Annotated in this window: 32 protein-coding genes and 1 tRNA gene; 20 read left to right on the top strand and 13 right to left on the bottom strand. The window is 37.7% G+C overall.

Annotated elements, in window-relative coordinates; translation table 11 throughout:
* The first annotated feature begins 10 nt into the window (after nt 1-10).
* From PHO71_RS20175 to PHO71_RS20165, 3 genes are all read left to right on the top strand, one after another.
* Nucleotides 11-799: a Rossmann-like and DUF2520 domain-containing protein gene (locus tag PHO71_RS20175; protein ID WP_300206806.1), complete on the top strand. Its 789-nt coding sequence runs from the start codon at nt 11-13 to the stop codon at nt 797-799.
* Nucleotides 786-1,307 carry an HAD family hydrolase gene (locus PHO71_RS20170; protein WP_300206804.1) on the top strand — a complete coding sequence of 174 codons (522 nt, stop codon included), beginning with the start codon at nt 786-788 and terminating at the stop codon, nt 1,305-1,307. Before PHO71_RS20175 ends, PHO71_RS20170 begins: the two co-directional genes overlap by 14 nt.
* 64 nt (nt 1,308-1,371) lie before the next feature.
* Nucleotides 1,372-1,953 carry a Maf-like protein gene (locus PHO71_RS20165; protein WP_300206802.1) on the top strand — a complete coding sequence of 194 codons (582 nt, stop codon included), beginning with the start codon at nt 1,372-1,374 and terminating at the stop codon, nt 1,951-1,953.
* A gap of 517 nt (nt 1,954-2,470) precedes the next feature.
* Here PHO71_RS20165 and PHO71_RS20160 read toward each other — a convergent pair.
* The 7 genes from PHO71_RS20160 to pheS form a co-directional block, all read right to left on the bottom strand.
* Nucleotides 2,471-4,678 (bottom strand): hypothetical protein, encoded by a 2,208-nt coding sequence (locus tag PHO71_RS20160; RefSeq protein ID WP_300206800.1) that lies wholly within the window; start codon nt 4,676-4,678, stop codon nt 2,471-2,473.
* A gap of 89 nt (nt 4,679-4,767) precedes the next feature.
* The gene (locus PHO71_RS20155) at nt 4,768-5,760 is read right to left on the bottom strand and encodes a porin (RefSeq protein ID WP_300206862.1); all 993 of its coding nucleotides are present in this window, start codon (nt 5,758-5,760) and stop codon (nt 4,768-4,770) included.
* A 61-nt stretch (nt 5,761-5,821) separates the two neighbouring features.
* A complete protein-coding gene (locus PHO71_RS20150; RefSeq protein ID WP_300206798.1) occupies nt 5,822-6,790 on the bottom strand; it encodes an ABC transporter substrate-binding protein in 969 nt (322 codons plus the stop codon).
* Between the two features lie 95 nt (nt 6,791-6,885).
* Nucleotides 6,886-8,145: a phosphoglycerate kinase gene (gene pgk, locus PHO71_RS20145; RefSeq protein ID WP_300206796.1), complete on the bottom strand. Its 1,260-nt coding sequence runs from the start codon at nt 8,143-8,145 to the stop codon at nt 6,886-6,888.
* Nucleotides 8,146-8,237: 92 nt separating this feature from the next.
* Entirely contained in the window at nt 8,238-8,915 is a 678-nt protein-coding gene (nth, locus tag PHO71_RS20140) for an endonuclease III (RefSeq protein ID WP_300206794.1), read from the bottom strand.
* A complete protein-coding gene (locus PHO71_RS20135) occupies nt 8,912-10,111 on the bottom strand; it encodes an MFS transporter (protein ID WP_300206792.1) in 1,200 nt (399 codons plus the stop codon). The genes nth and PHO71_RS20135 overlap by 4 nt, the downstream gene beginning before the upstream one ends.
* Before the next feature lie 219 nt (nt 10,112-10,330).
* Nucleotides 10,331-11,350 (bottom strand): phenylalanine--tRNA ligase subunit alpha, encoded by a 1,020-nt coding sequence (gene pheS / locus PHO71_RS20130; RefSeq protein ID WP_300206790.1) that lies wholly within the window; start codon nt 11,348-11,350, stop codon nt 10,331-10,333.
* A 120-nt stretch (nt 11,351-11,470) separates the two neighbouring features.
* Here pheS and PHO71_RS20125 point away from each other — a divergent pair, with 120 nt between their 5' ends.
* From PHO71_RS20125 to PHO71_RS20110, 4 genes are all read left to right on the top strand, one after another.
* Nucleotides 11,471-12,511, top strand: a complete 1,041-nt coding sequence (locus PHO71_RS20125; protein WP_300206787.1) for an energy transducer TonB — start codon at nt 11,471-11,473, stop codon at nt 12,509-12,511.
* 68 nt (nt 12,512-12,579) lie between these two features.
* Entirely contained in the window at nt 12,580-12,789 is a 210-nt protein-coding gene (locus tag PHO71_RS20120; protein ID WP_300206784.1) for a hypothetical protein, read from the top strand.
* Nucleotides 12,790-12,966: 177 nt separating this feature from the next.
* Entirely contained in the window at nt 12,967-16,422 is a 3,456-nt protein-coding gene (locus PHO71_RS20115) for a glycoside hydrolase family 78 protein (RefSeq protein WP_300206782.1), read from the top strand.
* Nucleotides 16,423-16,434: 12 nt separating this feature from the next.
* Nucleotides 16,435-16,578, top strand: coding sequence for a hypothetical protein (locus PHO71_RS20110; RefSeq protein WP_300206780.1), 144 nt, complete (start codon nt 16,435-16,437; stop codon nt 16,576-16,578).
* Nucleotides 16,579-16,658: 80 nt separating this feature from the next.
* Here the strand turns inward: PHO71_RS20110 and PHO71_RS20105 are convergent, their stop codons facing one another.
* The 4 genes from PHO71_RS20105 to PHO71_RS20090 are packed head-to-tail and all read right to left on the bottom strand — an operon-like array spanning nt 16,659 to nt 19,391.
* The gene (locus PHO71_RS20105) at nt 16,659-17,339 is read right to left on the bottom strand and encodes a hypothetical protein (RefSeq protein WP_300206778.1); all 681 of its coding nucleotides are present in this window, start codon (nt 17,337-17,339) and stop codon (nt 16,659-16,661) included.
* A 7-nt stretch (nt 17,340-17,346) separates the two neighbouring features.
* Nucleotides 17,347-17,661 (bottom strand): hypothetical protein, encoded by a 315-nt coding sequence (locus PHO71_RS20100; RefSeq protein ID WP_300206776.1) that lies wholly within the window; start codon nt 17,659-17,661, stop codon nt 17,347-17,349.
* 12 nt (nt 17,662-17,673) lie between these two features.
* Nucleotides 17,674-18,684, bottom strand: a complete 1,011-nt coding sequence (locus PHO71_RS20095; RefSeq protein WP_300206774.1) for a hypothetical protein — start codon at nt 18,682-18,684, stop codon at nt 17,674-17,676.
* Nucleotides 18,685-18,704: 20 nt separating this feature from the next.
* Entirely contained in the window at nt 18,705-19,391 is a 687-nt protein-coding gene (locus tag PHO71_RS20090) for a helix-turn-helix domain-containing protein (protein WP_300206773.1), read from the bottom strand.
* Between the two features lie 188 nt (nt 19,392-19,579).
* Between PHO71_RS20090 and PHO71_RS20085 the strand changes: the two genes are divergently transcribed.
* The 12 genes from PHO71_RS20085 to PHO71_RS20030 all read left to right on the top strand — a co-directional run bounded on the left by PHO71_RS20085 (nt 19,580) and on the right by PHO71_RS20030 (nt 25,138).
* Nucleotides 19,580-19,768, top strand: a complete 189-nt coding sequence (locus PHO71_RS20085; protein ID WP_300206771.1) for a hypothetical protein — start codon at nt 19,580-19,582, stop codon at nt 19,766-19,768.
* Nucleotides 19,765-20,013, top strand: coding sequence for a hypothetical protein (locus tag PHO71_RS20080; RefSeq protein ID WP_300206769.1), 249 nt, complete (start codon nt 19,765-19,767; stop codon nt 20,011-20,013). The genes PHO71_RS20085 and PHO71_RS20080 overlap by 4 nt, the downstream gene beginning before the upstream one ends.
* A 174-nt stretch (nt 20,014-20,187) precedes the next feature.
* Nucleotides 20,188-20,412 (top strand): hypothetical protein, encoded by a 225-nt coding sequence (locus PHO71_RS20075; protein WP_300206767.1) that lies wholly within the window; start codon nt 20,188-20,190, stop codon nt 20,410-20,412.
* Nucleotides 20,413-20,422: 10 nt separating this feature from the next.
* Nucleotides 20,423-20,908, top strand: a complete 486-nt coding sequence (locus tag PHO71_RS20070; protein ID WP_300206765.1) for a hypothetical protein — start codon at nt 20,423-20,425, stop codon at nt 20,906-20,908.
* Nucleotides 20,895-21,707, top strand: a complete 813-nt coding sequence (locus PHO71_RS20065; RefSeq protein WP_300206762.1) for a YqaJ viral recombinase family protein — start codon at nt 20,895-20,897, stop codon at nt 21,705-21,707. The genes PHO71_RS20070 and PHO71_RS20065 overlap by 14 nt, the downstream gene beginning before the upstream one ends.
* Nucleotides 21,708-21,755: 48 nt before the next feature.
* The gene (locus PHO71_RS20060; RefSeq protein ID WP_300206860.1) at nt 21,756-22,214 is read left to right on the top strand and encodes a DUF4494 domain-containing protein; all 459 of its coding nucleotides are present in this window, start codon (nt 21,756-21,758) and stop codon (nt 22,212-22,214) included.
* 209 nt (nt 22,215-22,423) lie between these two features.
* Nucleotides 22,424-22,537 (top strand) — tRNA-OTHER (locus PHO71_RS20055).
* A 21-nt stretch (nt 22,538-22,558) separates the two neighbouring features.
* Entirely contained in the window at nt 22,559-22,909 is a 351-nt protein-coding gene (locus PHO71_RS20050; RefSeq protein ID WP_300206759.1) for a DUF1064 domain-containing protein, read from the top strand.
* 168 nt (nt 22,910-23,077) lie between these two features.
* Nucleotides 23,078-23,824: a hypothetical protein gene (locus PHO71_RS20045; RefSeq protein WP_300206858.1), complete on the top strand. Its 747-nt coding sequence runs from the start codon at nt 23,078-23,080 to the stop codon at nt 23,822-23,824.
* Nucleotides 23,757-24,425, top strand: a complete 669-nt coding sequence (locus PHO71_RS20040) for a hypothetical protein (protein WP_300206757.1) — start codon at nt 23,757-23,759, stop codon at nt 24,423-24,425. Before PHO71_RS20045 ends, PHO71_RS20040 begins: the two co-directional genes overlap by 68 nt.
* Before the next feature lie 16 nt (nt 24,426-24,441).
* The gene (locus tag PHO71_RS20035) at nt 24,442-24,771 is read left to right on the top strand and encodes a hypothetical protein (RefSeq protein WP_300206755.1); all 330 of its coding nucleotides are present in this window, start codon (nt 24,442-24,444) and stop codon (nt 24,769-24,771) included.
* Nucleotide 24,772: 1 nt separating this feature from the next.
* On the top strand, nt 24,773-25,138 hold the full coding sequence (locus PHO71_RS20030; RefSeq protein WP_300206753.1) for a hypothetical protein: 366 nt from the start codon (nt 24,773-24,775) through the stop codon (nt 25,136-25,138).
* Between the two features lie 20 nt (nt 25,139-25,158).
* Here PHO71_RS20030 and PHO71_RS20025 read toward each other — a convergent pair whose 3' ends face one another.
* Complete coding sequence (locus PHO71_RS20025; protein WP_300206751.1) at nt 25,159-25,461, bottom strand: hypothetical protein; 303 nt, start codon at nt 25,459-25,461, stop codon at nt 25,159-25,161.
* 22 nt (nt 25,462-25,483) lie between these two features.
* Nucleotides 25,484-25,606 (bottom strand): hypothetical protein, encoded by a 123-nt coding sequence (locus PHO71_RS20020; protein WP_300206749.1) that lies wholly within the window; start codon nt 25,604-25,606, stop codon nt 25,484-25,486.
* 125 nt (nt 25,607-25,731) lie between these two features.
* On the opposite strand from PHO71_RS20020, the gene PHO71_RS20015 reads away from it, so the two are divergent.
* Nucleotides 25,732-25,938: a hypothetical protein gene (locus tag PHO71_RS20015; protein WP_300206747.1), complete on the top strand. Its 207-nt coding sequence runs from the start codon at nt 25,732-25,734 to the stop codon at nt 25,936-25,938.
* Nucleotides 25,939-26,077 lie beyond the last annotated feature (139 nt).

Below are 26,077 nucleotides of genomic sequence, written 5' to 3'. Positions count from 1 at the left end.
TTGAAAAAAGATGAAAAGAAGTGTTGAAGATACTCCGATAGTATTTATTGGTGCCGGCAATCTTGCTACTAATCTGGCGAAAGCGCTTTATCGCAAAGGATTCCGTATTGAGCAAATATATAGCCGTACAGAAGAGGCTGCATATACATTGGCAAGAGAAGTAGAAGCCGGATTTACTACAGATTTACAGGAAATATCCGAAGAAGCAAAGCTTTATATCGTTTCGCTGAAAGATGCAGCTTTCGTAGAGTTGTTGCCTCAGATAACAGCAGGAAAACACGGACCGTTATTAGTACATACAGCCGGAAGCATTCCTATGAGTGTCTGGGAAGGTTATACGGAGCGTTATGGTGTGTTTTATCCAATGCAAACTTTTAGTAAGCAACGCGAAGTCGATTTTGAAGAAATTCCCTTTTTTATTGAGGCTAAGAGTCACGAAGATGTCGAGTTGCTGAAGGCTGTTGCGGGGACTCTTTCTGAGAAAGTATACGAAGCTACTTCCGAGCAACGGAAGAGTTTGCATTTGGCTGCTGTCTTTACATGTAATTTTACGAACCATATGTATACTTTAGCTGCCGAGTTGCTTAATAAGTATCATCTACCTTTTGATGTTATGTTGCCGTTAATCGATGAAACAGCGCGCAAAGTTCATGAGTTAGCCCCTCATGATGCACAAACGGGTCCTGCAGTACGTTATGACGAAAATGTGATCAATAACCATCTTGCTATGCTGGAGGATACTTCGGATTTGCAAGAAATATATAAATTAATCAGTAAAAGTATTCATGAGCACCATTAATTACGATTTAGTTCGTATCAAGGCACTAGCATTTGATGTAGACGGTGTCTTAAGTTCGACCACCGTTCCGTTGCATCCTTCGGGAGAACCGATGCGCACCGTGAATATAAAGGATGGTTATGCTTTGCAGTTGGCTGTTAAAAAAGGGATCCATCTTGCCATCATTACCGGAGGACGAACGGAAGCGGTGCGTATTCGTTTTGCAGCATTGGGAATAACAGATTTATATATGGGATCGGCTGTGAAAATTCATGATTACCGTGATTTTCGTGATAAGTATGGTTTATCTGATGACGAGATTTTGTATGTGGGAGATGATATACCGGATATAGAGGTGATGCGTGAATGCGGATTGCCTTGCTGTCCAAAAGATGCTGTTCCGGAAGTAAAAGCCATTGCGAAATATATTTCTTATGCTGATGGCGGTCGTGGTTGCGGACGTGACGTAATAGAGCAAGTGTTGAAAGCACATGGCAAATGGATGGCACAAGATGCTTTTGGCTGGTAAGAATAGAATAATAGATTCTGTGTTAATGGAATGTTAGCAAATTGTTTTTTATAATAAGGTTGATATGCTTGATAATTTAAAGAAATACAATATTATATTAGCTTCTAATTCTCCCCGCCGGAAAGAATTGATGTCTGGGTTAGGTGTTGATTATGTAGTAAGAACTTTACCCGATGTTGATGAATCATATCCTGAAACGTTAATTGGAGCAGAAATCCCCGAATTTATTTCACGGGAAAAGGCGGATGCTTACCGAACGACGATGGAGCCAAGTGAATTGTTGATTACTGCGGATACAATCGTTTGGTTGGATGGTCAAGTGCTTGGAAAACCGATAGGGCGGGAAGGAGCTATTGAAATGTTGCGTGCTCTTTCGGGAAAGTCTCATCAAGTTTTTACGGGTGTCTGTCTCACTACAACAGAATGGCAAAAGAGCTTTACCGTAGCTTCCGATGTTCAGTTTGACGAATTGTTGGAAGAGGAAATTGAATATTATGTTGATCGTTATCAACCAATGGATAAAGCAGGGGCATATGGGGTACAGGAGTGGATTGGATATGTAGGGGTCAAGTCTATTTCCGGAAGTTTTTACAATATTATGGGGCTCCCTATACAGAAACTATACGTAGAGTTAAAGAAGCTGTAAAATAGAATAGCTATGGAGATCAAATATTTGGATAATATAGACTTCTATGACGTATTTGAGTTGTTCTGACAAGCTTTTCTGATTATGAAGCTCAATTGAATAATGTCGAACTTAAAGCAAATTTAGAATGGCGTGGCTTTGATCTTAAGCTTTCTTTTATAGTGTTTGAATATTCTATTCCTTGACTAAAAAAAGAGGTGGGTGTTAAAGAATGTTTATTGGAAGTATCGCAACATAATGTTAAGACTGTTTCTATTTACCAAAAATTAGGATTTGATGTAATATGTAAGTTTTATTACTTTAAATCGGAAAATAGACAGTTTAACAGAGAAGCTAAAAATGTAATTCGATCACTGCTTTTCTAAAATTAAAGCCTACTGGAAAATAATTTGAGATGATAAGAATATTGTAGGGATATCTTTTAAAGTGTAATAGCTCAGAATATTATTTCCATCCTGAGCTATTTTCGGTTCAGCTTTCAGTTCACTTTTGTAGCACTCGCATTAATTACAGTATATTACAATAAATCAAGCATTAATGGAATGTCCTCCTCTCTAATGCCTAGTTTAAGAAGAGATTCCTCGTCTTTGTGGAACATTTCCAAAAAATGTTCTCTACTGCCACTTATGGTAATAGCTTTTCCATAAAATATGGCGGCTTTCTGAATATCTCCCATTACCCAAGCGACATGCCCGGCATTCATGAAGTCGATAGCCAATGGTTTCTGTTCAATAATTTTTTCATAGTACTTGATTGCCTGTTCGTATTTCAAACCGATGAATGAACACCAACCAATCCCACGCCATGCTCTGATACTATTATTTTCCATGAAATCCAGTTTGAAGAAATAATTTAATGCTTCTTCATTTTGTCGGAGTTCGGTGAGACAACTGCCAATATAGAAAGTGACATTTGTATCTTTGGGAGCTACTTCTTCTACCTTCTTATAATAAGTGAGTGATGCCTGATAATTTCTATTCAAACGATAACAAGTCGCCAAATGACGATTGTTCCAAATATTGTCAGGTTTCAATGTGTCAGCTTTCAGATAGGCATCAATGGCTGCTGCATACTTCTTCTTCTTTTGTAAGGCAAAGCCCAGTTTCTGATAGCATTCTGCTGCATTTTTGTCTAAAGCTTCAATCACTTCCAATTCTTCATAAATTTCAATTGCTTCGTCCCAGCGTTCTTTCTTTATGTAAAAGTCGGCAATCGGGAATAATATATCTTCCCGATAAAGCACATTGTCTAGGGCGGGGATATGATGTAAATCGAGTTTTTCTTTAAATATATCCCTAAACTCTTGGCGACGTAGGCTAAGTTTGAAGAACCTGTATAGGTCGTGCAAATATTGGTTACTGACAGTTCCCGGTCGTTCGAAGAATCTTTTCATCGTTTCTGCATTCGACTTTTCTGTTAATTCTGCCATTTGTTGCTCGTTAAGCTGACTTAACATCATGTCTTGTTGTGCTTTAGGCAACTGTTGAATAGTAAAGAAGAGAGAATATTTATCACTATTGCTAAAGAATCCTGATTGAAGGAGTATGTCTAACAAACTATTTTTTTCGTTTGCTTTTGATTCCAACATTTTATGTACGTCAGACTGTTGTTTAGTGAACGGATAAAACCAATTATGTACTTCGCGGAAAAACGGATAACTTTTCAGACCGGCAAAGGTACTCATATATACATCTGCTCCTTCCAATTGCAATTCGTTCATTTCACGCAACTTATCGCTCAAACCTGATTTCTCAAATGCTTCCTCCCAATCCGGATTTGTATCATTGTTTTCTTCTTCGTTTTCTTCCATGCCGAATCGAGTATTCCGTATGGATGAGGCGTTCTTCAACATTTCGGGGATAATTTCTTCTCTCATTTTTTTGTCTATCTTCTCTGTTTCTTGGCAAAGCAACATTTGGTGATAGATACGTGCTACATCTTTTTGGAAAGAAGAGTTTTCTGCTATGAGGTCTATTCTTTTGAGTAATTCCGGATAGAGAGTAAGGCGGTTCCTATAGATATGAAAGGTAATAACAACACTCACCAAAGCCCGTTGGCTCACATTTACATTTGAGTGTTGATAGGCATTTAGTAGCCACATGATTTTGCGTAAATCGAAACACTCCATCAGACTGAGCATGATTGCACTGATGTATAAACATAAGTCATCTATTGAAAGCTGTTCTGAAACAAGCAAAGCTTTGGCATCCTCTTCTTGTTGGAGATTCCATGCATTATTAGTCCAACCTTCTAGAAATAAAAATTTGAGGGTGTCTTCATGACGTTTCATAACTTCAAGTGTTTTAGCTTCAGAAAGAAGCCCGCTTACTGCCATATCGTCATTGAAAGATTCTAATACGTGTAACAACCTTTTTAGATCGTAAGTTGCTAGTTCTTCTGTACGAGGAGTACGTCGTACCTCATGGTAATATCTTGAAGAGGCATTGTCCGACATCAATACACGTGACTGATCGGCAATACTCCATGTATCAGCTACTAATTTACGGTGTACATTCCAGCGTTCAGGGTCATTAATCCCTTGGCGCATATAGTCTAGCATATACTTGTAGGAAGTCTGAAGTTGTTCCAGTTGTGTCCGTAAGTTCCAATCGGGACATTGCCAGAGTAAAGACTCTAACTGCATTAATGCCTCTTTGAGTCTTTTATCTTCAAGAAGGGTACGTATATATGCGTATTGATCATTAATTGTTTTTTCGTTCATCATTGTTCAATCATTTATTTCAATCCGTAAATGAATAAATATAGTTTGTTATATAACAAAAAGAATGCCAAAAAGGATATGAAAGAAAGCTTTTAGAATCGAACTTGTACTTGTGCTTGTATTAGATTTGAGCTTTTCAGTCCATTTCCTTTTTTGTCACAGAATGTATATTGAGCTTGCAGACGACATCTTGGATAAAACCAATATTGCAGTCCGGCTATATAATTATTTTGTTTGAAGTCAGCTGCTTTGTTAGGATTAAAATAATCAAAAGAGGCTATCAAATCGAGATTCTGTACTAAACGTAAGCTTCCTGTAGCATAGAATCCTTCACTTTTTACTTCTTTGTCTTTTCCTGCAAGATATTCAGAACGGAAATTGATCATAGTAGAAGTAAACATACCCCCTATGCTCCAACGTTTTTTAGCATAGTTCTCTCCGGTTTTAATCCCTGTATATTCGGAATCTGCTATGGCATGTCCGGTTCCCCGGATAAACGAGCCTCCGACAGATAAACATTTTAGCGGATAAATCATCAAATTGCCGACAATATCTTTTTGGCTGTTTTTGTCTTTTGTATTCAGTCCCTGGCCATTCATTACAGCAGCTTTATATTGCAAAAAGTCATTAAATAGTTTTCCATAAAGCATTAAACCGATATCTCGTCCTGAGGTCATGCCATAGCATTTGTCGCTACCACTAACGCCTGCTAGATAGCATACTGATTGAGAATAACAATTAATTAATTCTACGGTTGTAGGGGATAATTCATTCTCAATGGTATAGGGAACTTTGAATTCTCCAATACGTGCTGTGAGTCCATTAAAAAACTGATAATCTGTATAGATTTCCAGTAGCATACCACTATTATAGAAATCGTACATGAAGTCGCAGGTCCATCGGTCTGTGATTTTTCCATGGGCCATAAAGATGATGCGCTTAATGTCGAATGTATTGTCTGGTTTAGTGGCATCGTCGTACGTATATCCAAGTTGTGCATAACCAGCGAGGCTGATTCGTTCTTTTAGAGTATTGACGACTTGATTGAGTGGTCTGTTTTCCTGAGCATTAATAGTATTTTGCATACTTAGTATGCTTAATACAATAATAGAGATTTGAAGGATTTTTTTTTTCATGAGTTGTTGTTTATTGCATAGTGGTTAATCCGAGGTGGCTATACGTGGTGTCTATCAGATTATTTCCTTTGTATGTTTCGGGTATACGGTGATGTGCTTTCAGCCAGTTTATTGCTTTTATTGCTGTTTCCGGTGAAGGGTGTGTCGCTTTTTTGTAAGCAGGAAGTGCAATTAATCCAGTCAGATTTTCCGGGATACCTATTTCTATCAACACTTGTTCCCATTCTTTTTGTGGATGTGTCTTCATATAATCTACACCGAGGTTGTATCCTATAATAAGTAATTTGATTTCTTTCCTTTTTTCGTTAAGAGCTTTACGGGAAAAAGCAGTGACGCTGAAGTTAATGCCTAACTCTCGGGTACTTACTAAAGAACGATGTCCATTGTTCATGGCAATAGTAGCAGCAGGATCGGGTAAAAAAGAGGCATCCAATTGGTCAAAGTCTAACATTTGTGAACGGAGAGGAATTTGACCTATTTCAGGTTTATTTATTTGTGTAGTTTTAATTCCTGCTTTATCTAGTAATAAATCGGTAGCGTATTCGATAATTGTATTACGCGAAACGGCAATATTTTTATTTTTGAGTTCTTTTAATTGGTTGATACCACTTTCTTTGGATACGATAAAGCAGAAATATCCGTCATTTTTCTGAATAAGTCCTAAATCTGTGTGGTGGTTGGCTTGTAGAATTACAGCACTTGAATAATCGGTAATTATGCCATCTACTTGCTGAGCCTGAAATGCAGCATCCCGATCGTTGGCAGAATAAAAGGGAAGAATCTTTAATTGTAACTTTAATGAATCATAGATACCTTGTTTTTGAGCGATGTAGAAAGGAATTCCCTCTAAAGTTGGCATCACACCTAATTTGAGAGACTGTAATTCTGTTGGAGTAAGAAAAGAACTTTCTCCTTTTTTTCTTTGACAAGAAGAAAGAAAAGAAAGTAAGATACAGAATAAAAGTATCAGCTTTTTCATACCTTCATATTTGTAATTAAGGGCAACTCTTTTCACAAAGAACTGCCCTTTATAATCTATCTTTTAGATCTTAACATTATTTCAACTAATTGATCTTATTCTTTAATAGCAGCAATGCCCGGAAGAATTTTTCCTTCGATTGCTTCGAGCAATGCTCCACCACCTGTAGAAACATAAGATACACCGTTCGCTAAACCAAACTTGTTTACACAAGCTACAGAGTCACCACCACCAACAAGTGAGAATGCGCCGTTTTTAGTTGCTTCAACAATAGCCTCGCCTACTGTACGTGAACCGTGAGTAAAATTATCAAATTCGAATACGCCTGTAGGACCATTCCAAAGGATAGTCTTAGACTGTTTGATAACATTAGCGAAGATTTCTTCAGTTTTAGGACCGATATCAAGACCTTCCCATCCGTCAGGAATTTCATCAACAGGGCAGAACTGAGTATTAGCATCGTTAGAGAAAGCATCAGCGATCTTAGCGTCTACAGCCAATACTAGATTTACACCTTTTTCTTTAGCTTTTTTTACCAAATCCAAAGCCAGGTCAAGTTTATCATCTTCACAGATAGAGATACCGATTTTACCGCCCATAGCTTTGGTAAATGTATAAGTCATACCACCTGCAATGATCAGATTATCTACCTTGCTCAACAGGTTTTCAATGATTTCAATTTTAGAAGAAACTTTGGAACCACCCATGATAGCAGTGAATGGACGTTTAATGTCATTCAATACTTTATCAACGGCTTTAACTTCTTTCTCCATCAAGTAACCGAACATCTTTTTATCTGCATCGAAATATTTAGCGATTAATGCAGTAGAAGCGTGAGCACGGTGAGCAGTACCAAATGCATCATTTACATAACAGTCTGCATAAGAAGCCAATTTCTTGGTGAATTCTTTTTGGCTTTCTTTTACAGCCTTTTTAGCAGTAGCTTTTTCCTCATCTGTTGCATCTTCTGCCAAACCTCTTGGTTTGCCTTCTTCTTCAGCATAGAAGCGGAGGTTTTCGAGCAGCAGAACTTCGCCCGGTTGCAGAGCAGCAGCTTTCACAGCGGCTTCTTCACCCATACAGTCGTTAGCAAACTGAACTTCAACGCCCAACAATTCTGACAGATGTTTGAGGATATGTTTTAAAGAGAATTTATCGGCAACGCCTTTCGGACGGCCCAAGTGAGAACCTATGATGATGCTACCGCCGTCTGCAAGAATCTTCTTCAAAGTAGGAAGAGCTGCACGCATACGAGTGTCATCTGTAATGTTGAAGTTTTCGTCCAGAGGTACATTGAAGTCCACGCGAACAAATGCCTTTTTACCGGCAAAATTGAATTTGTCAATTGTCTGCATAATACTCTATTTTATTTAAAAGTGTTTAAGTTCATCGTTTTTTTGATTGACCGCAAAGTTACTATTTATTTCGGTTTCCTACTATTAAATCGTTATTTATTCTTGGCTTTTGGTGTCTCTTTTGCAACTTTATATGTGTTGCAGAAATGTTTGCACATCAATTGTAAACCACAGGTGTCACATTTAGGAGTTCGTGCCTGACAAACGTAACGACCGTGCAGGATAAGCCAATGATGAGCTTTTGCTACCAGACTTTCAGGAATATTTTTCATCAATTCTTTTTCTACACTAAACGGAGTTTTACAACTGTCAGAAACCAGCCCTATACGGTGACTAACACGGAATACATGCGTATCTACTGCCATTGCCGCTTTATTGAACACAACGGATTGAATAACATTTGCTGTTTTTCTTCCTACCCCGGGTAGTTTCACCAAATCTTCCAGATTGTCTGGAACCTCACTATTAAAATCATTTACCAACATTTTTGCCATACCTACCAGATGTTTGGCTTTATTGTTAGGATAAGAAACACTCCGGATATATTCAAAAACCACTTCCGGTGTGCTTTCGGCAAGTACTTCTGGAGTCGGGAAATCTTTGTACAGTGGAGGGGTAATAATATTCACCCGCTTATCCGTACATTGTGCGGAAAGAATTACTGCAATCAACAACTCATAAGGATTTTTGTAATGTAATTCTGTTTCGGCTACCGGCATATTTTCCTGAAACCAGGCAATAACCTTTTCATAACGTTCTGTTTTTCTCATCTTAGTTTGTTTTTATGGTAGTGAGGCGTTACTTTTATATTGAAATAAATGGAGGATACCACAGTTAGACAAGCCCCGAAGAGGTATGCTTTGTCGAAAGTACTGATTTCGGCAATATAACCTCCCGCCAGCATTCCGATGCCAATTCCTACATCCCAAGACGTAAGGTATGTAGATGTTGCCGTTCCGCGCTGGTTGTTAGGGGCGAGATTGACAAACAATGTATTAAACGCCGGAAACATGATTCCGAATCCGACGCCAAGCAATAGCGCGATTCCGAAAAAGATAATCATGCAAGCGTTATCGTTCCATTGAATCAGATATACACAAGAGGCTAGTAGAAAAAAGCTGAATACAACGAGATAAAGTCCTGCTGCAATCACTTGTGTAATCTTTCCCCGGTCTACTATTTTTCCCGAGAAAATTCGTGAAATCGCCATGCCAATTGCCATGAAAGTGAAGAAAAAACCAGTTTGAGTATTAAGACCTATTTGGCGGGCGTACATGGCAATATAATTGGTTGTCATTCCGTAAGGAATTGAAAGTAATAAAAGACTGAACCCTGCCGGTAATCCTTTCAGTAAAATAAAACGGTCAAGTGAAATGGGTTCCCGCTTTACAGGTGGCTTATAAGGTGTCTTAACCAGATTTGCAGCTAAAAAACCTAAGATACATGAGCCTAGTGAATAACAGAAAATAGTGGCAAAAGCTACACCTGCATCATGTAGAAATAATCCGAACATTGGGCCGATGGACATAGCTATGTTGTTGGTAAGCCCATAATACCCCAATCCTTCTCCTCTGCGTGAAGATGGCATAATATCGATCACTACCGTATTCCCGCCTACGGTCACCATTCCGAAAGAAACGCCATGAATGATTCGGAATGTAATGAATAAAGTGAGAGTGCCGGCAATTAGATATCCGGCAAACATTAACATAAAGATGAAGTAAGCAAATAGATAAAGAGGTTTACGTGCAAACGTGTCAAGAAGATAACCGGAAAATGGTCGGATGCAAAGTGCTGCTACCGTATAACAAGAGAGTACCAAACCAATAGTCGAATTTCCCGTTTGAAAGAATTCTGATAAGTAGAACGGCAAAACAGGAATCAGCAACCAGAAACCAAAGTAGAGTAAGAAGTTGGCTGCCAAGATGAAACAGTAACTGGAAGTAATGAGTCTATCTTTTGCCATAATGAATAATGTATTCAGTCGTCTTTGCAGAACGTATAAAAAAATGAGGCATAGATTACACGGATTTCACGGTTTTAAGGAGTAAGAACGAGAACCGTGAAATCCGCGTAATCTATGCCTGAAAGAAAGTTGTTTATTACTTATGCAAAATTTTCCTACTTGTTAGTTATAACCTTCAACTTAGATAAATTTTACTAAGGTTTTATTCACTCCGATTTTTTAATAAGCTGCCTCGAATTCCTTCAAGAAGCGTGTATCATTTTCGGAGAACATACGAAGGTCTTTTACCTGATATTTCAAGTTAGTGATACGTTCGATACCCATACCGAGCGCATAACCACTGTATATTTTGCTATCAATTCCATTGGCATCCAATACATTCGGATCAACCATACCACAACCAAGAATTTCTACCCAACCGGTGTGTTTGCAGAATGGGCAACCTTTGCCACCACAGATGTTACAACTGATGTCCATTTCCGCACTAGGTTCAGTGAATGGGAAATATGACGGGCGCAGACGAATTTTTGTATCTGCACCGAACATTTCTTTTGCAAAGAGTAGTAATACCTGTTTCAGGTCAGTGAATGATACTTCTTTATCTACATACAATGCTTCTACCTGATGGAAGAAACAGTGCGCACGGTAGCTGATCGCTTCGTTACGGTATACGCGTCCCGGACAGATAATACGGATAGGAGGCTGAGAAACTTCCATTACACGGCTTTGCACGGAAGAGGTGTGCGTACGTAATAAAATATCCGGGTGTGATTCAATAAAGAAAGTGTCCTGCATATCGCGTGCCGGATGGTCTTCTGCAAAATTCAGTGCAGAGAATACATGCCAGTCATCCTCAATTTCCGGACCTTCGGCAATACTGAATCCTAAGCGGGCGAAAATATCAATAATTTCATTTCTTACAATAGAAAGTGGATGGCGTGTACCAAGTTCTACGGGATAAGCCGAACGAGTCAAATCTACTCCGTCGCAACCATTATCCTGACTTTCAAACTGTTCTTTAAGCGCGTTGATTTTATCCTGCACTAGTGTTTTCAGTTCGTTCAATTTCATGCCGACTACCTTTTTCTGGTCAGAAGCTACGTTACGGAAATCAGCCATTAAGTCGTTAATGGCGCCCTTCTTACTAAGGTATTTAATGCGGAGAGCTTCGAGTTCCTCAGCATTGGAGGCATGCATAGTTTCTACCTCTTTCAGAAGTTGTTCAATCTTAGCTATCATATTTTAGATATATTGTTATTCAGTTTCTTAGTAAAAACCGTGCAAAGATATAATTTTATCACGAACCTTCGAAATATTTTGTATCTTTGTTGCCGACTTACACCGAAAATCCGGCGATATATGAAAAAGATTGTTGTCTCTCTTTTACTTTTGTTTTTTTCTTTCCACCTTTCGGCACAGATTGATTATTTGGAGCCGGTAAAACCTTTCAGCACTTATCCGGGTGAACTGGGAGAGTACTATAGAAATGTATTCTCTTTATTAAATATAGACTTTCAACAACAACCTTATGCCCGTTTTGTAGTTATTCCTTCTTTCTCACCTGAATATGCGATGTCAGTTGAAAAGAAGAATGGGCGTTTTTGTCTGATTTCAAATACTTTGTCACGTACTTATTGGCAATCAGAGAAAGGAACAGTAAAGGTGGAAAAGAAATCAACCTTTATCAATCCGTCTTTATATCAGTCTTTAGGAGCTATTTTCCGTTTAGTAACTAGTCAGATACAAGACTTGGACGGTTCTACTGCTGGATTAGATGGCGTAGCTTATTACTTTGCTTCGACAGATAGCAAAGGTAATATTTTAAATGGACGGAAGTGGTCGTCCGAAAAAGGATCTTTGATGGAACGTCTTGTGTTAGTTTCCCAATCGGCATATTTATTATCTATTGGTGAAAATATTTCGGAAGACACCTTGACAAAAGAAGCTGCGGCTTTGTTGAAAGAGTTGCAAAAACGTACTAAAGAGCAGCCTGAGGCTTATAAACGTCCGGTATATGTTGGAATATATCAAGTTGGACCTCAACTTGCCACGATTTCGGGTAAATTGGTAGAAAAGACGCCTAAGTTTTCTTCAGGTACTCCGGAAAAGTATGTGGAAGCTGAGATGATTTATCCGGAGGCTTTGTTGGTAAAAAACGTAGAAGGTTATGCACTTTGTGAATTTACAATTGATAAAACGGGAGCTATCCTTCGTCCTCATATCCTAAAGTCTACTCATTCCGAATTTGCAGAAGAAGTATTGCGTATCGTCAAAGAAATGCCGAACTGGATACCGGCAATAGCTGAAGGTAAGGCGGTTGAATCAAATTATACTCTTTATGTTCCATTCCGTTCTCAAGTTTATCGAGAGTGTATTCAAAAGAAACTCTCTCAAAAATGATTAAAAAAGAAAACTTTTCTATTTGTTTTATTGTAGTAATACGGTAAATCATTTAAAGTAATAACATTATGGATGATATGATTAATAGACATGACTCGATTGCCGAAGAAAACATCGAGCCGAATGGACGTCCAGCATCTAATCAATTTGGTGAATGGAGTGAAGAAGTTTCCAGCCGTGCGGATAATGTGTATAAAGACAAAAAACATCTAACGAAAAAGGAGCGTGAGAAACGTTTAAAAGAAATGGATGAAGTCGTAAAAAAAGATTTGGAATAAATCTTTATCTTAAATATGATATTTATTGTTCTGATAGGTTTTTTCTTTATTAATTAAATGAAAATAGGTCTATTCTGAAATAATAAATATCATATTTTTTATGTTAAAACAAAATAACTATTATTTTTGCAACTGTTGGGTATAAAATAAACACGATCTAACTAATACTTGAACATTATGATACGTTATGCACTTTTCTTTTTATCCTTTTTCTTTTTATTACCTTTAAATGCCACAGTAAAAAAATTGCAGGTAGAGTATTTGACGAATCCTATTGGCTTGGATGTGAAGACTCCCAGGTTTAGTTGGCAACTTCAATCTGATCAAAGAGGAATCAAGCAGTTGGCATATCGAATAACAGTGGCCAAAGATAAAGATTTTATAAGTCAAGTGTGGGACTCCAAGAAAGTTCAGACTGATAAATCTGTTCATATTGATTATGCAGGACCGGCTCTTTTGCCATCAACTCGTTATTATTGGAAAGTGACTGTTTGGAATAATAAAACAGGTGAAGAGTCATCTATTGAAAAAGCTTTTTTTGAAACCGGATTATTGGATGAAGGATGGGCGGATGCAAAATGGATTAAGGCTACAAACATAAACAAAAACTCCGAAATAGATCCTGAGAATTCGCAAATAGGAAAAGCCTGGATGACATTGGATGTTGATGTGATAGTGACTTTCGGTAATGCGTCCGTGCTTTTTGGCGTTCAGAATACTGCAAATTTATTTATGTGGTCTATCAATACATTAGATCATGAGAAAGAACCGTTGATTAGAAGACATATTTACGAACATGGTAGATTACAATCAAGTGATACGCCTATTGGGAAATATTTTTCAAAAAAGGACTTGCTAAACAAGGAGTTCCATTTGAGAATTGATGCAAAAGATGGTGTTGTTAAGACATTTATCAATCATGTGTTGGTAGATACATACGTAGATCAAGAATCCAAACTGAAAAATGGTGCCGTTGGTTTCCGTGCTTATAGGGGAAATGACAATGAAACAGCGGTTTATGATAATGTTGTCCTTACAGAGTATGAGAAAAAAGGGGATAAGATTATATCAAAAGTCGTGCTCGATGAAGATTTTGAGAATGGTGCTTCTGCTTTCGACGGTGGAGAAGTGATAACAATTGATGGAAATCATAAGTTGAATATTGTTTCTGCCTCCGGTGATTTTAAAGTATTACAACCTATCCTAGATGGCATTCCAATGTTTCGAAAAGATTTTAACTTGAGAAAGAAAATTGTTTCGGCTCGTATATATAGTTCAGCATTAGGAATATATGATCTGTTTATTAATGGTCAGCGGGTCGGTACACCGCAAGAAGATGGTAGTATGCTTTACGATGAATTGAAACCTGAATGGACAGATTACAGAAAAACCGTTCATTATCAGACTTATGATGTGACTTCCTTACTACATAAAGGGTTAAATGCTGTAGGAGCACAGGTAAGTTCAGGCTGGTTTACAGGAGATGTAAATCATGGTGAATATGGTATTCATGATTTAGGATTCATAGCTAAAATGGTGATTAATTATACAGACGGAAGTACAGAAACAGTTGTGACTGATCCTTCGTGGCTGTCTTCTACTTCCGGTCCAATATGTTTAGGAGATATTTATCATGGGGAAACTTATGATGCGCGTCGCGAAACAGAGTGGACAAAACCGGGATATAATACATCCAAGTGGAATAAGACTGCTGTGAATACTTATTTTAAAGGGCAGATTATTGGTTTTGCCGGTCCCACTGTTCAAGTACGTTCGGAAATGAAACGTATACCGGTGAGTATCACGACTTATCATGGTGAAACAAATAATAAAATTAATATTCTCAATGTGACTGATGGGCCGGCTACCATCCATTTAAAAAAAGGGGAGACAGCTGTTTATAATTTAGGTCAGAACATGGTCGGCTGGGTGTATTTCAAAGTTAAAGGTAGTTCAGGAGCAAAGATGAAGATTCGTTTTGCCGAAATACTGAATGATACAGGTGATAAGTCCCGTGGAGATGATGGACCTGCCGGAAGTGTTTATACTGCTAACCTTCGTTCGGCGAAAGCTACTTTAAAATATATTTTGAAAGGTAGTAAAGAAGGTGAATCATTTCATCCTTCTATGACTTTTTTCGGTTTCCAATATTGTGAAGTGACAGCTGATGAAGATATAGACCTTATTTCTTTTGAAGGTCAGGTTCTTGGTTCAGCTACTGAAGAAGGTTCTTCTTTTGCTACAAGTAGTTCTCTTATCAATCAGCTCTATAGTAATGTATTGTGGGGACAACGTGGTAACTATCTGAGTATCCCTACAGACTGTCCACAAAGAGATGAGCGTTTGGGATGGACAGGGGATACACAAGTTTTCTGCCGGGCAGCTTCCTATAATGCAAATGTGTCTTCATTTTTTGAAAAATGGATGGGCGATATGCGTGATTGCCAATCAGCTGACGGTGCTTATCCAAGTGTAGCTCCTCATTGTTGGGGAGTGCCTCATGGGCAATCTGCCTGGTCTGATGCAGGAATTATTGTACCGTGGACTATATATTTGGTATATGGAAATAAAGGTATTTTGAAAGATAATTATGACTCCATGGAAAAATATATGGAGTTTTTATCCCGCCAAAAAGCTGATGGATTTGATTATAATGGTGCAGGAGTCAGCTTTGGTGACTGGTTGGCGTATGAAGGAACTGAAAACCGCTATATCAGCGTATGCTATTATGCTTATGTTGCACAGTTAATGGCAAAGATTTCTTCGGCTTTAAGTGTGGTTGGTGGAGATAAATATGACTTGAAAGCTCGAGAATACAAAACTTTAGCCCAAAAAATTAAAGAAGAATTTCAAAAACGTTATGTAGATAGCCAAGGAGACTTAATACAAAAAAGTCAGACTGCTTATTTGCTAGCTTTAAAATTGGATTTATTTCCTACGGAAGAAGCAACGAAAAGAGGTTTGGAAAAACTTGTCAATAAAATAATAGCCAATGGTAATCGCCTTAGCACAGGCTTTGTTGGAACGGCTACTTTGAATCAAACCTTGAGTCAATACGGAGCTACAGGGATTGCTTATAATCTTTTGTTGCAAAGACAAAATCCTTCTTGGCTTTATAGTATAGATCAAGGTGCGACAACAATTTGGGAGCGTTGGGATTCCTATACGAAAGAGAAGGGTTTTAATACAGTTACCATGAACTCGTTCAATCATTACTCTTATGGTGCCGTTCTTGAATGGATGTATAAAACTATGGCAGGTATCGACGCGGATGAAACTTGTCCTGGTTTCAAGCATATTGTATTGCGACCGGAACCGGATAATCGTACTACAGTGCCTGATGCACAAGAAAGAGTTACTTGGGTAGACGCCTCTTTCCATTCAAACTATGGAGATATTAAGAGTGCATGGGAAAAAGAGAGTGGTGGGACAGTGACCTATAAGGTGACAGTTCCTGCAAATACTACTGCAACACTTCATTTGCAATTGCCTACACTTGATTACGTGATAGAAGAAAATGGTCATGCGGCAGTGAAATCAGAAGGCGTTTCTTCCGTTACATTTATGAAAGGACAAGCTGTATTGGAGTTACAATCTGGAAGTTATATATTTGTCGTTAAAAATGCGAAATAACTGAAGCAGGTGATGAAAGAGAAAAGCATTGATAATCAGGGTTTCAGATTGATTGTCAATGCTTTTGTGGAATTTGTGGAGCGTATCGGACTCGAACCGATCACCTTAACACTGCCAGTGTTATTTCAAAAACGGGCTTATCTGGTTAATAATTAATTAGTTATAACGATAGATTTTTAAGCCTCCGACAGGCGGAAGTAAAAAACGATTTTTTAATGTTGTTTTAATGTTCATTTTTATTCATTTAAAAATAACTCTTGTTTGGTATCATTATCATCGCATTTGTCATCTTGGTTCTTAGCTTTATTTTTTAAAAGCTCGCTTATCAATAATACAATGTTATCTTGATCCTCTGATATAGGTAAATGAGCTAGAATTTTTTGAGAAATTTCTAAAAGTGGCTTAGTTATAAATTGATAATCTTTGTTACTGTCGTGTTGGTTAAAAAAAACATTATAAGTATACAAAATATCTGATGCTATGATTCTGTAATATAGAGGATCATTTAGTAATGTTGCATACTTGAACATTTTTTCAAAAATTAGTTCAACATAATAAAACTGATCTGTCGCCAAACAAGAATCCAAGTAATTCGATTCTTGTTTAAAGAGAGCTTCTGTCAAAGCCCTAGAATTGGATAAGGATAAATCCTTACGCGCCTTATCTATGCTTTTATTTAATAAATCTTTAACTAGCTCTACTTCACTCTTTATCCTTTTCTCTATTGTCACCGCATTATAAATTTGCCAACCTATCAATAATGTAACCAGAAATGATAAAATTCCTACTATAACCCCAATATAATCTATACCTAACTCCGGTGATGACGGCAACGAAACGCATATAGCGACTATGCTAAATATTATCGCAGCAATCGACAGGCAGTTACTCCAATACGACTTCATCCAATCCTTCATAACTTTATTAATTGAAACGTTTAATTTCCGAAGCGTCAAAATCACCTTCATGTGAAACGCCGCCATTTGTATAACAGCTATATTTTCCGTCCTTTGTGATCTCTTTAATTCGCATTTGCTTATTTGCCTTTATCTCTGTCACCAATTCGCCTATATTAAATTCGGGTAGTTGAGTAGGTGATATGCTTTTCTTTGGATCAGTCGAGGAAAGATATTTTTCTTTGATCTCCCTAATGTCGTTCGTCATTCCCCAAATTTTGAAGAATAAGATGATTTGAAGAATTCCAAATACAATGATAATTAAGCCAATGAATACTTGCATGGTGTTTTGTTTTTAGTGGTTATTATTTAATGAGATTTCTTCTAGCTCCTTTTTTGACTTCGCGCAATCAGTTTCTAACCATTCTACTTTTTTAAGAGAGTTAGTCATCTCTCCTTCATAATGTACTTCGCCATCCTTTATTTTAATGTCAATAATATTGCAATTCTTTATTTTTCCTTCGATTTGTACCCAAACTCTTTGGCCATGTCTAAATTTTGATGGATATCTACAATTCATAGGAATTGAAAAGTCAAATACAGATTGATTCGTGTATCCTCCTTGCGGGATTACGCCCTGATAGAAAAAACAATATTCTCCGGGTTGTAATATATCTTCGGGAATTACTTTAAATTCAAAATCATTAGTTTTTGATATGGTGAATTTTATAATGGATTCTTCATCTATGCCCATAGACGACCCTGCATATACATTCACCTTTCCTGTACCTAGCTCCCTGCTTTTTTCTTTTTTATTTAGTTTTACCAATACAAATTGACTCGGAGATGAGGCAACCGAAAACCACCATTCAGATAAAGGAGCGTTCTCTTGTTTTTTATCGAATAAAAATATAAATTCGGGGGTAACTGTGTTTACTATATTTTTTGAAGAACTTCCCGGCATGGTTGATTTTATTTTTGCACTTGCAATTCCGTATGAAAACGCAGACCCCAATGTATTGGTTTTTGTGCCTGAAAATGTTGTAGGAAATATTTTTATTAAGCTATCGTTATCGTTAAAATATAAACCGGGTAAAAGCGTCTTACTTTGTTCGTTATTGTCCTTCTCTTGCTTTACCATTGCTATTATGATATTATCACTAACACCCTTTTCCTTTAAATCTTTAAGATCATTTATTGATATACTAAAGTCACATTCCGATGTTGTTATTTTCGCTATAATAACATCTTCGCCTAACCCAATCTCTAACATATCTATTACAGATTGATTTGTCAATACTTCCTGTGCATTTGAAATAGTATATCCCGCCAATAAGAAAATAAATAAAAGTATTAGTTTCTTCATATTATTTCATTTTTTATATTTTAAATCCAAGTCTTTACGCTCACCACACCTACAACTAACGCCCAATCATATATTTCATTAACTGGAACATCATAAGACTTAAATCCTTCTTCGTTATTAAAAGGGACACATTTAATACACCCTTCTTTGTCGGATTCTTCGATTCTTTTTATCATTATTCCGTCTTGTGTTGCTAAGGCATAAACTTCGCCCCAACGCACATGTGAACGAGTTGTTATAATGCGACACCCTACAATATCACGATCATTAATGCTCCGTTCTGGAATATTCCGATTTATCATACTTCGACCACCTGCACGAATGGTAAAATCACAACCGGGCATATCTGGAATGATGAAACGTTCGCAGTCTCCTTTCATTATAGCCGAGTTGAACCCATTTGGCAAACCACATGAGGCGGTTACTATGTCGATATGTGGAATAGCCTTGCCTTTCAGATCGTCATAGTGAATAGTAGACCTTTCTTTACTGAAAAGACTATCTAAATCTATATCGTCATTTATCAATACATCTGTTGGTACATTAAAATATTTAGCTAATAGGTGTAAATTATCACCGCTTGGCTTGGCGGTCCCATTCATATACCGCATTATTGATTGTTTTGCAATTCCTGTATCTCGCCAAATTTTATAGGCTGTAACTTCCTTTTCTTCAAGTAGTTTCTTTAACTTATCTGCTAAAATCATAATTTAGAACGATTTTAAATTATTATTTTGGGTGATAAAAATCACCTATTTGTTTTGTTGGGTGATTCTTGTTACCTATCTTTGTCGCATCAAAGTTAATAAATGAATGAATAAATAGCAAATAAATGAATCAGTATATCAGCATTTCAGCATATCAGCAAATAAAGCTAATAAATGAATTATGAACAATGAACACAACACCAATTAAACCAACGCGTAAAAACCTACTTAATTTAAACGTAGGTGATCCGGTTTTCTTCACTAAAGATCATGAAGATACCGCAAAGGCGACAGCAAGCCAACTTAAAAGAAAAGGCTTAGCGCTGTTTAAAACAAAATCAACAGAGTTAGGAATTTTTTTAACTAGGTTGCAATGATAACACCAGAACGTTACAATGAAATACTAGCGGATGAAATAAACCGAATTTATTCCGCTACGAAAGTGATAACTTTTAGTAAGAATATGGCGGCAGAAATTGTTGGAGGTCGTCGAAGGTTGGAGGATTTAGTCGGACATGGAAAAATTGAAGTTGATAAACCGACAGCGCACCAGCATGGGAAATGGCGGTGTAAGGCGGACGATGTACTACGGTACGCTTATAGCGAAGAATATCCAATTTAAAACGAAATATTATGCTAACACTAAAACAAAGCCCTATCGCTATAATCTTAATGCTTCTAGCGTGTAGTCTCGCAGAGGGTGAACCGGAACGAGGCAAATTAATTATCGCACTATTGATCGTATTTCTAACGATTGTATATGTGCTAGTCTGTAACTATTTAAACGTAAAAAAGCATGGCGAATCCTCAATGTATCGGTAATTGCCGAATTTGCAAAGTGTTAGGCGCATGTCCTTCCGATACTCTACATTGCGAAGATTGCGGCGAAGAGATCGAGTCGGGCGAAGAGGTAGAGTTAGAGGTCGAGACGTACGAACGTGGCAGACGCGGTACAAAAATGATTACTGTTTGTGCGCGTTGTTATGAATCGCTTTATCAAAATGTATCAGATAATTTTTAAATATACAATTATGACACACTGGAAAACTCAATTTAATTATGACTACTTAGGCGCTTACAGCCTACCGGACGGTAAAGATATAATTCTTACCATCCGCGAAACGAAAAAAGAGCAGGTAGTCGGCGCATCTGGGAAAAAAGAAGAGTGCTTCGTCGCTTACTTTTACGAGAACGTTAAACCGATGATTCTAAATCGAACTAATTGCAAGACAATGACGAAGATTTTCAAAACTCCGAATTTTGAAGAATGGATAAACAAGCAAATTCAAATTGGATCGGCAATTGTGGACGCTTTTGGCGAAAAAGTTGATTCTCTCCGTATTCGTCCATTCATCCCGAAGATAGAAAACTCATTACCTGTAGTCGAAACTGGGTCCGCCGTCTGGAAAAATATTCTCGATGCGCTCGCGGGTGGTTATACAGTCGCTCAGGTTCAAACGAAATATAAACTAACTAAAGAACAAATCAAAGAATTAGTAGCACATGAAATCAATTGAAGAGAAAGAAATTGAATGGAGGGAAAAGAGACGCGGAAAAATAACCGCCTCTACGCTTCCCGATCTAATGAAATCGGGCAAGGGTTGTCCGTTCGGTAAAGCTGCTTTAGATGTGATGTATATCGTTCGCTATGAACGCAGAACCGGGATGATACGAGAGAATGGAAGTAATAAGGCGTTTGATTGGGGACATGAGAACGAACCACTTGCAATAGAGTGGGTACGCAGTCAATTGCTGAATGAGATAAAGTCGTGTACAACCGATTTTAACGACATCGTTTTCAATGAACCGTTTGAAGGCTTCGGAGATTCGCCCGACTTCTATGTATATGGATTTGACGGAAAAGTTATCGCTCTGGGCGAGATCAAGTGTCCGATGTCGCAGGGCAAAATTGAATCATTGCAATTCGGGAATACTATTAACGAAAAGGACGAGTATTACTATCAGTTTCTCGGACACTTTTTAGGTCGCCCGGATGTAGATAAGTTGTACTATGTTATTTATGACGGATATGTTAATGATGGGCGAATACTAGAGATGAATCGCGCCGATCATGTCGAAAATATAAAGAGGCTCTATGATCGTATCCGGTTAGCTAGTGAAATGATAGACGAATCAATTCGTTCCGGTCTGGATTTGCTGGATTGCGTTGATAAGGCAGGGGCGGTCCTAGATTTAAAATTGCAGATCGAGGTGTTAAAACCTCAATCAAAAGGAAACGTTCCGGTACAGAATCAAATCTATAAATTAAAGAAAGAATTACGAAAGCTGACAAAGAAAGTACCGTCACAACACTAACACAACACGATTAATTACATTTTTTTATAAACACTTTAATAAACACGAATTATTATGCACACTTGGTTTTTATGTAAAATCCGTTACGAGAAAGTAGTAGGGGACGGAAGCAATAAGAAAGTAACTGAACCGTACTTAGTCGATGCGCTAAGTTTTACCGAAGCAGAGGCGAGGATAATTGAAGAAATGACACCGTTTATTTCCGGTGAGTTTACAGTCGTAGACATTTCCCGCGCACATTATAGCGAGATATTTACGAGCGAAGAGGATTCCGCCGATAAATGGTTTGCTGGGCGACTCGCATTTATTACACTTGATGAGGTGAGCGGCAAGGAAAAACGGACTTATACGAATATACTTGTACAAGCCGCAGACATTCACGACGCGATGAAGAAACTCGATGAAGGTATGAAAGGAACGATGGCGGATTATATTTCTATTCTTCTTAAAGAAACGGCTATTGTAGATGTTTATCCGTATGATGCAAAGAAAGACGACGAAGTATGAAAAAGATGATACTATTTGTTTTAATGATTCTCTTTATATGTGCATGTGATCGACACAGGTTAAATAACCATTTGGTTAAAGACGCTAATGGTAACGTATACCTTCTAAGAAGTATTTCGGGTAATAGATATCGTATATATAAATGCGATTCGTTAATATCTGATTCTATTAAATTTTGACAACAAGCCGGGTGAAAGTCCCGGCAAATCGGATAAGTGGCGGAATTGGTAGACGCTAAAGCGCTTGTAAGTCCACGCAATAAATAACAAGCTATGCAGAGAAAGTCGGGCGGCTTTCATCCCGGTTCGAATCGGGCTTATCCACAATTCACAAACCTAATTAATATGGCAAAGTATAACAATGTAAAGATAGACGGATACGATTCTAAAAAAGAGTATCGACGCGCTAAGGAGTTGAAACTACTCGAAAAGAAGGGAATTATAACCGGACTACAAGAACAAGTTAGATACGAGCTTATTTCGCCTCAATATCGTTTCTACGAAGTACAGGGAGCGCGAAAGATGTTATGTAAAAAAGAGCTTCTCGAACGAGGTGTTTACTACATCGCGGATTTCGTTTACTATCGTGACGGAGAATATGTCGTCGAGGATACGAAAGGAGTTCGAACAAAGGAGTATATAATTAAACGAAAACTCATGCTTTATATTCATGGGATAAAAATAAAGGAGGTATAAAATGGCGAAGAAAACAACACAGGCGCAAGTAAAACACGATTGTCGAACGTGTCGCAACGGCGGAGAAAAGAAGAATTTTATTTGCTATTGCTCCGTCCTCAAAGTGGGGCGGTCCATAGGGATAAGGATTTGTAGTTATTATGTAGCGCGATAGACTTTATAAGTGTGATGAATATAGACGGATATACGCTAACTGAGAAGATGAGAAAAGCGAGACGACGTTTCAGATTTACCGCCACCGAACAAGCCCTATTTTACGAATTAGTGGCTATTTGTAACGGCGAAGATTGGAGGGACGTTTTCGATTGCTCGAACATTGAACTTTGTTTTGCGCTTAACGTGAACGAGAGAACACTTGTAAAAGCTCGCGAGTCTTTGATAAACGCAGGATTGGTTTATTATAAATCTGGTAAAAGTAGACGTGTTGTTAGTTCCTATTCTTTTGTGAAGGAGTTTAAAACTACCGTATTATCTACCGTAAATAATACGGTAGATAATACGCCCGATAAACCAACCGATAAGATGGGAGATAAGGCAACCAATAGTACTACCAATAGTATGGACTATAATAAACTAAAACAGAAACCAAACGAAAATATACTCTCTAAAGTCTCTCATGGAGATTTTGATTTTATATCTAACGAGTTTTTAGAGACGTTTATTCTTTGGCTTGAATACAAAAAAGACAGACGGGAAAATTACAAATCGGAAAAGTCACTTAAAGCGTGTTACAGCAAATTAGTGAAATTGAGCAAAGATAATCCGGCGATTGCATCTCAAATCATAAATGAGGCGATTGCAAATAATTGGGCGGGATTCTTTGAACTGAAAAACAATAAAAATGAATATGGAAACAAGAAGCAAACAAACTCTATCGATAGCGGCGATACTATCATACGGACTACCGTATTATGATGAGCCGATAGAAATAGGAAAACGCCCGGAATGGTTTAAAGCGTGTTGTAAGTACGTTTGTCCCGGTTTTAAGATTGACGACTCCAATAAGAACCTAATGAATCAACTCTTTTTGTACACAGAAGGACATTCCGAGAAGCTAGACGCAAATAAAGGGCTATTGCTACGAGGTGATATCGGTACGGGTAAAAGTACTATCATGCAGATTTTAAACCGATACGGGTATTTCACACGCGGTAAAGAGAAGGGCGGTTATCCGATCGGCGGTTTTAGGGTAGATTCGGCCTCCTTCATTGCGAATAGCTTTTCAATGCGTGGGAAGGATGCGTTAGAGTTGTACACGTACAACAACGGTTCGCCGCGAATGATCTGTTTCGATGAATTAGGCCGCGAGCCAATCCCGGCGAAATACTTCGGCACTGAGTTGAACGTGATGCAGTATATTTTTCAATGTCGGTACGAGTTGAGACATGAAGCGATAACACATGTAACAACAAATCTAACGATCAAGGAAATACAGACTATTTACGGGGCGTATATCGCGGATCGAATAAATGAGATGTTCAACGTTTTAGACTTGAACGGAGCTAGTAGAAGGTAAACTTAAATAATAAACCATGCGAAGAAGAAAAAAGAAATTCGTGTACTTCAAAAAGATTCCTGTACGTGTCGATCTGGAACAATGGCGGCGGCTTGATAAGATACGGGCTGACTATCATTTCAAAAGCACATATGAAATTATGCAGTACATTCTAGGCTGCTTCCTTCGTGTCGCCGATCCGACACCGGGCGACGATGACGAGGAAGTTTTGCCGGACGAAATCAAGGAAATGTTTTACGACTTATCAGAGGCGGAACGACATTTCGAATATGTTAAACCAAAACGAAAACTACCTCAATACAAGGTAGATGAAATGAACGGACAATTACGATTAGGAGGATTTTAATATGATTAGAAAACTATCAAACACAAATTATTTACGCGACGTATTAGTAAATCCCATCGCGGTAAATGAACAGAATCGGAGATATATTGACCGATTCGTTGCAGAGAATTATAACGGCTTAGTAGCCAAATTTTCACCTTTGGACGTTACGATAAACTCGAGCTCATACGGAGCGTTAGATAAACTAAACGAAACGATCCTGTCGCTCTATACTGATCCAGATTTGCATTTTTCAAGTTGGACCGAGGCGAAACAGTATCTATCGAGTAAGTTCACAGAAAAGGCAATTCGCGTTCCGGTAAAGAAGCCTGTAAGAAGCGAAGAAGAGAGTAAAGACGAGTTTATTAATCAATATGAAGATCAATAATGAAAACATTTGAATATAGGCTAATCCGTTCGCCTGCGGAAGAATTTCAATACTATGCGTGTGTAATACATCCTTGTTACAATGCATTTAGACCTTGCTAATTTAAGCGTTATTTCAGGATTATATTTGCTTCTTTTGGCGATTTTTAAAGCAGCATTTAACAAGCAGAAAGAGCATTCCAGGTTCTTGTCGAGAAGGTTTTTCCAGTCTTTTTCAGAGTCCAGCTCTGGAAAATAAACTACTAGAAACTCATAGACATTTTCGGATAATTCCATGTCTATTTTCATTGAACAGGGGCAATTGTGTGCTTCTTTAGACCTCATAGTATTTATTTTTAAGTTGAGATCAGGCACGAAAAACGTGCCCTAATCCAGTTACAGAATCTTTGAGGAAGCGGCTAAACGACCCGACATTACATGCAACCGGACGGGCACGTATATTGTCGTTAAACAACATACGAATTACCATCCGGTTTCGCTGTAATGTCTTTTTAGAAAAAATTAGCCGCTTTTCCAAAGATTACGCAAAACCGAAAAAATTAAATCGAAAGAATGCTCTTTTGCATTCGTGACAAAGATATAAAAAAAGTAGATATGAAATTAAGACAAGCGAAAAAAATAATGAAAAACGTCCAAACGTATAAAGGCATGATTTGGATATATGGAAGCGGAAGGGTAGATAAAGCGAACGATCGTATGTGTCGATATTATTCGGCAAAAGACGAGTTATTTAAAGCAATTATGCAACTATCTAATAAAAAACCGTTAGCAGCCCTTAAACTTCTAAGAGGGAAGGTTTAACTAATAACAAAGAAGTAATGAGGTAAATCGAGCCTCTGAAAATCGGTAATTGTTCTTTGACGTATTGGATTTATCGCTTTATGTTTATATTTGCATAAAACATTTTAAATTATGGATAAAAGATATGAAACATTAGATA

Origin of the sequence: Bacteroides sp., from assembly GCF_028690125.1 — a bacterium.
Taxonomy (GTDB): domain Bacteria; phylum Bacteroidota; class Bacteroidia; order Bacteroidales; family Bacteroidaceae; genus Bacteroides.
The sequence above is the reverse complement of the archived record's forward strand: the minus strand, read 5'-3'. Positions and strand labels throughout refer to the sequence as shown.